The 8,631-nt window shown below is 50.9% G+C and carries 6 protein-coding genes; 3 read left to right on the plus strand and 3 right to left on the minus strand.

Features of this window, described 5'->3' with window-relative positions:
• Nucleotides 1-33: 33 nt before the first annotated feature.
• Complete coding sequence (locus tag RUMCAL_RS02165) at nt 34-1,533, minus strand: sensor histidine kinase (protein WP_021680809.1); 1,500 nt, start codon at nt 1,531-1,533, stop codon at nt 34-36.
• A gap of 5 nt (nt 1,534-1,538) precedes the next feature.
• The gene (locus RUMCAL_RS02170; RefSeq protein ID WP_021680810.1) at nt 1,539-2,237 is read right to left on the minus strand and encodes a response regulator transcription factor; all 699 of its coding nucleotides are present in this window, start codon (nt 2,235-2,237) and stop codon (nt 1,539-1,541) included.
• Nucleotides 2,238-2,742: 505 nt separating this feature from the next.
• Here RUMCAL_RS02170 and RUMCAL_RS02175 point away from each other — a divergent pair.
• Together RUMCAL_RS02175 and groL are read left to right on the plus strand one after the other, a co-directional pair.
• Nucleotides 2,743-3,033: a co-chaperone GroES gene (locus tag RUMCAL_RS02175; RefSeq protein WP_040646611.1), complete on the plus strand. Its 291-nt coding sequence runs from the start codon at nt 2,743-2,745 to the stop codon at nt 3,031-3,033.
• Nucleotides 3,034-3,081: 48 nt separating this feature from the next.
• Complete coding sequence (groL, locus tag RUMCAL_RS02180) at nt 3,082-4,713, plus strand: chaperonin GroEL (protein WP_021680814.1); 1,632 nt, start codon at nt 3,082-3,084, stop codon at nt 4,711-4,713.
• Nucleotides 4,714-4,880: 167 nt separating this feature from the next.
• On the opposite strand, the gene RUMCAL_RS02185 is transcribed toward groL, so the two are convergent.
• Nucleotides 4,881-6,284 (minus strand): ABC transporter substrate-binding protein, encoded by a 1,404-nt coding sequence (locus RUMCAL_RS02185; protein WP_021680815.1) that lies wholly within the window; start codon nt 6,282-6,284, stop codon nt 4,881-4,883.
• 367 nt (nt 6,285-6,651) lie between these two features.
• Here RUMCAL_RS02185 and RUMCAL_RS14310 point away from each other — a divergent pair, with 367 nt between their 5' ends.
• Nucleotides 6,652-8,268: a dockerin type I repeat-containing protein gene (locus tag RUMCAL_RS14310; RefSeq protein WP_051343607.1), complete on the plus strand. Its 1,617-nt coding sequence runs from the start codon at nt 6,652-6,654 to the stop codon at nt 8,266-8,268.
• The last annotated feature ends 363 nt before the right edge of the window (nt 8,269-8,631 follow it).

Raw genomic sequence — 8,631 nt, forward strand, 5'->3', positions numbered from 1 at the left:
CGCCAGACGCTCTTTGTGCGGTATTGCCTTATATCATTCGTGTTCCTGTTCCGGCGGCTCTACGTGCGGCAAACGCACTTCGAACTCCGTATAGGCATGTTCCTCACTGCGGACACTGATCTGTGCGTGGTGCAGGTGAATGATTTTTTTCGTAATATCCAGCCCCAGCCCCAGTCCGGTTTTGTCCTGACTGCGGGAGGCATCGGACTTGTAGAATCGTTCAAAGATTTTCGGCAGTTCTTCTTTGGAAATACCGTTTCCGGTATTGCGTACTGCAAATACCCAGCAGTCTTCCTCGTCTGCAAAGGTGAACGAGATCGTGCCGCCGTCGTTGACGAACTTCACGGCGTTCTCCACCAGATTGTAGACCACCTGTCCGATCAGATCCGGATCAGCACAGACGCGAATCGGCTCGCCGTCCAGTCCCTCTACGGAAATATGCCGCTTTTCCAGTCGGTTTTCAAACATCAGAATCGTCCGGAATGCAGTGTCGTTCAGGATAAACATACGGTAATTCAGCTGAATGGTGCCGGCATCAAACTTTGTTAGATTCAGCATGGAAGTGACCAGCATTTTCAGCCGCTGGACTTCCTGCGACACAATAGAGAGATATTCCATGCGTTTGTTCTTGGGAACAGTGCCGTCCAGAATGCCCTCTACGAACCCGCTGATAATGGTCATCGGGGTACGCAGTTCGTGAGAAACGTTGGACACAAACTGGCGGCTGGATTCTTCTGCCCGTCCGGACTGACTGCCGATCTGTGCACTGAGTGCGGCAATCAGTTCCAGATTGGAACTGGTATACTGCTCTACAGGAATGGGCTGGCTGTAGTTGCCCTGTGCATAACGCTGCAATGCAGCTTCCAGCTGTTCTAGCTGCGAATTGCCTCGCCATACCTGATAAAAGATCAGAACGCCCGCAATCAGCAGCAGTGTAAACGACAGGATCGCCATAAACAAAAAGAGATGTGTGGTATACAGATTCAAAGGCTTGGTGTATGATGCACCAAACAGATAATAAGTGGCTTCTACGCCGTTTTCCGTCAGGGTGAATGTGAATCCGCGGGTGAGCATCGGCTCTACGATCGAATGATCGATCTTGCCGGAGGCTTTGTCCGTCAGGTATTCGCCGCCTTTCCGTATGCCCGCCAGCATTTCGTTGTTCAGGGTCAGGTCTGCTGCCGCGATGCTGCTGTTGCTGCTTGCGATCCGGCAACTGCCGTCTGCATTGAACACGTACAGAAAAACGTGCATCTGTTCGGCAACTTTATTCACACTTTTCGGAATATACTCCTGCCAGAGATCCAGCTGTGGGTTCTGGGCGTTGTATTCGGTGAAATCCTTCGCCATAATATCGCAGACACGCATGGAATTGCTGTAATAATCCTGCTTGTACTTGGAGATCGCATAACCGGACAGTGCAGTTACCGTAATAATGAGAACTACAGCGACCAGCAGCAGCCGGATCAAGAAGGCTCTCCAGATGCGGAGCCAGTGGTGGCTTTTTTTTCGACTTTGTTCTGCTTTTTCCACGGGACTTAGTCTTCTTCTTCAGACTCAAACTTATAGCCGACACCCCAGACGGTCTTCAAAGACCACTTGTCGGAAACGCCTTCCAGCTTTTCACGCAGACGCTTGATGTGGACATCAATGGTACGGGAGTCGCCATAGTACTCAAAGCCCCATACTTCGTCCAGCAGCTGGTCACGGGTGTATACACGGTTCGGGTTCGATGCCAGATAGAACAGCAGTTCCAGTTCTTTCGGCGGGGTGTCTACGACCTTGCCGTCTACACGCAGTTCATAACGGGTCATGTTTACGGACAGCTTGTCATAGCGAACTTCCTTGACTTCGGATTCCTCCGGAGAATTGCCCACACGTCTTGCAATTGCCTTGATACGTGCGATAACTTCCTTGGTGTCGAACGGCTTTACGATATAGTCGTCTGCACCCAGTTCCAGACCCAGTACCTTATCAAAGGTGTCGCCCTTTGCGGTAATCATGATGATCGGCACGCTGGACTTCTTGCGGACTTCGCGGCAAACCTGCCAGCCGTCCAGAGTGGGCAGCATTACGTCCAGCAGAATGATGTCCGGCTTCAGTGCATTAAACTTTACCAGAGCCTCTTCACCATCGTATGCCAGAATTACACTGTATCCTTCATTTTCCAGATACATCCGCAGTACGTCACAAATATTCGGGTCATCATCAACAACAAGAACTTTTTCCAATGCCATGATTTTTCACGCCTTCCTCATAATTCAGAATAGATTTGTTTTTTTGCTTCTTTTTTTGTACGAATATTGGGGGCTATACAAAAGAGAAGCAGAGCTGCTTCCGGCAGGACCGCGGAAATTCCGTCGGTCGCTGTCACATTCTTGCAATATTATTATACTATAGCACTGTGATTGATAGGTGTATATTTTATTTCTCAATTATGTTTAAATTGTAAAATGTGAAGATAGTGATTTCTACACGTGTATTTGTTAGTTTATTTTTGCATAGAAACAGATTTACAGCTGTTTTTTCAAGATTTCATGGCAGGGCATTTGTGGATATTGCTGTTGTTTTAGCGTTGGAAAGATTTATTTTTTGTGAAAATGTCTGAATTTCCGGAAAATCGCACAAAAGCCCTTGATTTTTTCTGAAAAGTTGGTAAAATAGATATTAGCACTCGGGAATATTGAGTGCTAACACATTTCGAAAACAAGTGATAATGTTATGTTGCAGGAGGAATGGATCATGACAATGAAACCGTTGGCAGACAGAGTACTGATTAAAGTAGAAAAAGAAGAAGAAAAGACCGTAGGCGGTCTGGTACTGGCGACCAAGAATCCGGCAGGCGTTCCCGCAAAGGGCAAGGTCGTTGCATGCGGCGAAGGCAAGTTCTCCCCGAACGGCACACGCGTTCCCATGGAAGTCAAGGTTGGCGATACCGTTCTGATCAGCCACAGTGCAGGTCAGACCGTCAAGCTGGACGGCGAGGAACTGACACTGGTATATGAGAGCGAGATTCTGGGCATCACAGAATAAGTGATCCCACAAGAACGATTCCACAACAGAGAAAAGGAGTTTTGACCTATGGCAAAGGATATTAAGTACAATGCAGACGCAAGAAACGGACTGATCGCCGGTATCGACAAGCTGGCAGACACCGTAAAGATCACACTGGGACCGAAGGGCAGAAACGTGGTTCTGGACCGCGAATTCGGTGCTCCGCTGGTAACCAATGACGGCGTGACGATCGCAAAGGACATCGAACTGGAAGACCCGTTTGAAAACATGGGTGCACAGCTGGTTCGCGAAGTTGCTACCAAGACAAATGATGCTGCCGGTGACGGCACCACAACCGCAACCGTTCTGGCACAGGCAATCATTCACGAAGGTGCAAAGAACATCGCTGCCGGTGCAAACCCCATGGTGCTCCGCAAGGGTATCGCAAAGGCAGTGAACACTGCGGTAAAGGTCATTCAGGAAAATTCCAAGGTCGTTAACGGCACAGAGGATATTGCAAGAGTTGCTACCATTTCTTCCGCAGATGAAAATGTCGGCAAGCTGATCGCAGAGGCAATGGAAAAGGTTTCTACCGACGGCGTTATCACCATTGAAGAAGGCAAGACTGCGGAAACCTACAGCGAAGTCGTAGAAGGCATGCAGTTCGACCGCGGTTACATGTCCCCGTACATGATTACTGACCGTGAGAAGATGAAGGTCGTTTATGATGATGCTCTGGTATTCATCACCGATAAGACCATCAGCAACATTCAGGACATTCTGCCGATGCTGGAACAGATCGTCAAGATGGGCAAGAAGCTGCTGATCATTGCAGAGGACATCGAGGGTGAGGCTCTGACCACTATTATCCTGAACAACCTCCGCGGTACCTTTAAGTGTGCAGCTGTCAAGGCTCCGGGCTTCGGCGACAGAAGAAAGGAAATGCTGCAGGATATTGCGATCCTGACCGGCGGTACTGTTCTGTCTTCTGATCTGGGCATGGAACTGGCTGATGCAAACATTGAGATGCTGGGTAAGGTTAGTCAGGCAGTGATCGACAAGGAAAACACCATTCTGGTCGGCGGTGCAGGCACTTCGGAAGCAATCGAGGAGAGAATCGCAGAGATCAAGAACCAGATCGCTGCTTCCACTTCTGATTTCGACAAGGAAAAGATGCAGGAACGTATCGGTAAGCTGTCCGGCGGTGTAGCAGTCATCAAGGTCGGTGCTGCAACAGAAGTTGAAATGAAGGAAAAGAAGCTGCGGATCGAAGACGCTCTGTCTGCAACCAAGGCAGCTGTAGAAGAAGGCATCGTTGCCGGCGGCGGTACTGCACTGATCAATGCAATTCCGGCAGTAGAAAAGCTGGTTCCGTCTTTGGACGGCGATGAAAAGACCGGTGCAAAGATCGTACTCCGTGCACTGGAAGCTCCGCTTCGTCAGATCGCTGCAAATGCTGGTCTGGAAGGCAGCATCATCGTGGATAAGATTCGCCGCAGCCGCAAGGTTGGCTATGGCTTCGATGCATACAACGAAACCTATTGCGATATGATGAGCAATGGTATCGTAGACCCGACCAAGGTCACCAGAAGTGCTCTGCAGAACGCTGCATCGATCGCTTCTATGGTTCTGACTACCGAGAGTGCCGTTGCAAACATTCCGAAGGAAGAACCGGCAGCAGCAGCTCCGGCAGCAGGCGGCATGGGCGGTATGTACTAAGAAAAACTGTGAGAGAACTTCTCTGACAATTTAATCGCATACAGAAAGCCGGAACATGGGGTTCACCTGTGTTCCGGCTTTTTTGTGGAAAAACAACCGCCGGCAGAGGAAATCTTCTGTCGGCGGTTGTTTGCAATATTTCAGAGTTGTTATGGTTTACTAGGGGATTATTCAGCAGCGTTCTTTTCGTTGACCTCATCAATGAAGTTCTGTGTCTGGTCATAGATCGCGTTGACAGATTCGTTCCACGGAATTCCGCGGGAAGTGGCACGAATGCCGTTGACGCTGCTGTCCAGAATGTCGGTGACATCGGAGGAAATGCCGTTGTAGTAGTCGAATACCGGATTCGCCAGAGCCATTTCGTTCATTTTGTTTTTCATCTCGATCATTTCGTCGGTCCACTCGTAGTCCTTGACGAACTGTTCATCGCTGATCTCCTGTGCACCGTCGCTGATCTTGCTGAACCGGAAGCAGTCGAGGAACTTGCCCACGCCCTCCGGATTGTGTCCGCCCTTGACGAAGCAGTAGGCGTTGACACTGGTGGGGATATAGTATTCGTCTGCCTTGTCGTACTTCGGCACCGGTACAAAGAATACGTCCTCGCCGAACGTCTTGGACCACTGGGATTTTTCGGTGCCCAGTGCCCACAGCCCGCAGGGGTAGAACAGTAGCTTGCCCTCGCCGATGTAGTAGTCCCGCGAGGTCCAGCCGTAGTCGCCGACACCCAGAGCGATATAGTCCGACTGCCACAGCCCGTACATCCAGTTCTGGTAATCTTCAATGGCTTCGTTCCGCAGGTTGTTCACCAGCTTGCCGTTTTCCAGTCCGATATAGGGAACACCGGTGGAGGCGGACAGACCGGATTCGAAATACCAGCTGTCGATGCCGTAGCGTTCGTCAGAGGTGTCTACGAATTCCGAGAGCATATCCTCGAAAGCGTCCCAGTCCCACTTGCCTTTTTCAAACAGTTCTGCGGGATCGTCCAGACCGTTTTCGTCCATAGTCTTGCGGTTGTAGATAATGGCACACTGGTCGCCGGTGACTTCTACGATTGCCATGTAGTGCTTGTCGTTCCAGACCATGGCATCATTGGCAGCCTTTACGTCTTTCCACAGGTCGGAGTCCAGATCAATGTAATCATCATAGGGGACAAACATGCCGCGGACAGCACCCTTGGGGAATGCGTCCCAGTTGCCGCCGTAGAAAAAGTCGATGCCCTCATCGCTGTTAATGGCGTTGGCGAGGTTGTCATACCGTGCACCATAGGTAGTCTGGTGGAACTCAATCTGTCCGCCGTAGCGTTCCTGAAACACTGCCAGTTCGATGGGCGTGGTCTTTCCGGTATCGTCGGAGTTGATGTCCCAGTCTGACATCCACTTGATCGTCTTGTTTTCCAGCTCACCGGTGAGCCGTTCGTCCGACTTGGACAATTCTGCCAGCTGTTCCCGCGTGTTGGTGGACATATCTTTTTTCGGGGTGGTATCTTTGGTATCCGAACCGCATGCCGCCAGCGGTACGGTGAGTACCATTGCCAGCAGACAGTGCAGGGCGATTCTTGCACTTTTCTTCATAAACGTTCTCCTGTCTTACACAAGCTCACAACAGCATGACGCAAATTTCGTCTGATACAGTGCCGCTTTATATATACTATTATTATAACATGAAATACTGCATGGGTGCAATCCGCAATTTGTACGAGATTTCATGCAGATTTCCGGTGAAATTGCCAAGGGCGATTGAAAAGAGGCAGGTTGTCAGAGTTATTGCAGATGTGTTCTTTCAATAAAAATATTCCTCATTATAGAAAATAATTGTTGCATTTATGATTCTGATGTGCTATAATAGACCTATTGGAAATCAGAGATGGGAGCGTGTGCAGTGCTGCGATCGCTCCGAGAGCAGAACCGAAAGGCGTTTCGGTTCGGGAGGAATTTGAGTATGAAGAAGAAACAAACGCTGCGACGCTGTGCGGCTGCCCTGACTGCGGCAGTTCTGGGGGCAGTGTCCGTTCCGGTGATCGCAGTATCATCGGAATCGTACAACACCTGGACGGGATACATGCTACAGGACAGCACCGGCCGCTATCTGAGTGTGCTAGGCGGCACCGAGGGCGAGGGTGTACAGGTCGGCTTTTATGAGGCAGACGGTGCAGCACCCTACAACACGTGGTATTTCACGGAAACCAACTTGGGCGTTACGATCAAATCCGCACTGTCCCAAGGCGAATACTATCTGACAGAAAACACAAAGAAAAACAGGCTGGAGATCTCCACAAATGCGGGGCAGTTTGAATTCGGAGAGGACGGCTATCTGCGGGGATTCCGCAGCGGTGTGCAGTCGCCGGTCTATGCACAGGTGACACCGCAGGCAGTGACCAATCTGCACATGGGCGACTGGAACGATGATGGTGTTGTGGACGGCACCGATCTGGTGCAGCTGCGGCAGGCAGTGAAACAGCCACAGGTCAGCTTTATGCAGCAGGCTGTGGGCGATGCCAACGGAGACGGTGTTTTAGATGCTGCTGATGTGAAACTGCTCCAGCAGTATCTGCTGGGAGAATCGGTTTCGCTTGCACCGGTTTCCGTGCCGGCATGTACGATTGTGCCGCCGGCACCAGAGCCGACGGAACCGGTTGTCACCACGACTACAGAGGAATCTACGACTACAACGACAACGACGGAAACTACAGTGACTACCACCACAGAAGCACCCTGTCAGGATCTGACTATGGCGGATTTCCCGTCAGATTACACCTATGCGGCAGACTGGATTTGGAACAACCGTATTACTGCGGAAAAGTCCACGGAACGGCGAAACACCATTTTTGACCAGATCGATGCCGGAAACGGTACGATCAACTATATGGTACGGTGGCAGTCCTACCGGACGCTGACACTGGAACAGCGGCAGCAGCTTGAAAAGCTGGTCAGCGACAGCATCAACGGCTGGAACGATTGGCTCAAGGGCTGGGACGGCTGGAAGTATGACCACGTGGACGTAAAAATTGTAGGCTGGGCAGTGCTGGACAAATCCGTTCTGCAAGACCTGCAGCCGGACGAAGTTGTCTATGACAACCTGATCTCCGACTATGACAGCACCTATGACACCTCCAACGGCGTGGATACCATTCCGGATAAGCTGCCCAGTGCCCCGTCGGAAATCTCCCGTTTTGACCACTTTGCAGACAGCAGCTATGTCTACCCCAACGGGCTGGACAGCCGCTTTGATATGTACCTGTGGGGCACACAGGGCTTCCCGAACATCGGCGGCTGCGGCGGTGACTGGGGACAGCGACTTTCGGATACAGCATATCTCAACATGCTGGATGGCACAGGCATTCACGTGCTGGAACATGAGATCGGTCACGGCTTCGGCATGACAGACTTCTACGGCGGCGAAGGCGAATCCAACGGCTTCCCGCCCGGCGGTTTCCCCAGCGGAGAAAATTCTCTGATGATGGCAGGCTCCGCCATGAAGATCACCGACTTCGACGGCTGGATGCTGCGGTATATGTGGAGCAAGATCAAGGACGAGGACGGACGGTTCTCGAAGTAAAACGATACAAGGGAACGCCTTCTGCACGGTTGGGTGCAGGAGGCGTTTTTGTGCGGTATTGCCCTGGGATTTTTCCACCAGTTCGCGAATCTCTGCGGTTACGGCGGCGGTGCGAATGAGAATCTCCGGTTCTTCGCACTGGCTGTCCAGTTGTATATGTATCTTCACGCGGCGTTGTTCCTCCTTTCGCGGTGTTGCCTATATCATAGCATATTTTGCAGAACGCCTCAAGCAGTTTGCGACAAGCGGTGGATTTTTGCGGGTGAACGGCGGTGACAATCCCCGCATTTCCCCGCAGAAACCCCACAAAAAGAAAAAAATCTGCAAATTGTATGTGTTAAAATGAGGTGAGCCAAAAAAAGA

Origin of the sequence: Ruminococcus callidus ATCC 27760 (assembly GCF_000468015.1) — a bacterium.
Lineage (GTDB): Bacteria > Bacillota > Clostridia > Oscillospirales > Ruminococcaceae > Ruminococcus_C > Ruminococcus_C callidus.

Bases quoted from the DNA above. Each gene is read 5' to 3' on its own strand.
- groL (WP_021680814.1), top strand. From the start codon at position 3,082: ATGGCAAAGGATATTAAGTACAATGCAGACGCAAGAAACGGACTGATC.
- RUMCAL_RS14310 (WP_051343607.1), top strand. From the start codon at position 6,652: ATGAAGAAGAAACAAACGCTGCGACGCTGTGCGGCTGCCCTGACTGCG.
- RUMCAL_RS02170 (WP_021680810.1), bottom strand. From the start codon at position 2,237: ATGGCATTGGAAAAAGTTCTTGTTGTTGATGATGACCCGAATATTTGT.
- RUMCAL_RS02185 (WP_021680815.1), bottom strand. From the start codon at position 6,284: ATGAAGAAAAGTGCAAGAATCGCCCTGCACTGTCTGCTGGCAATGGTA.
- RUMCAL_RS02175 (WP_040646611.1), top strand. From the start codon at position 2,743: ATGACAATGAAACCGTTGGCAGACAGAGTACTGATTAAAGTAGAAAAA.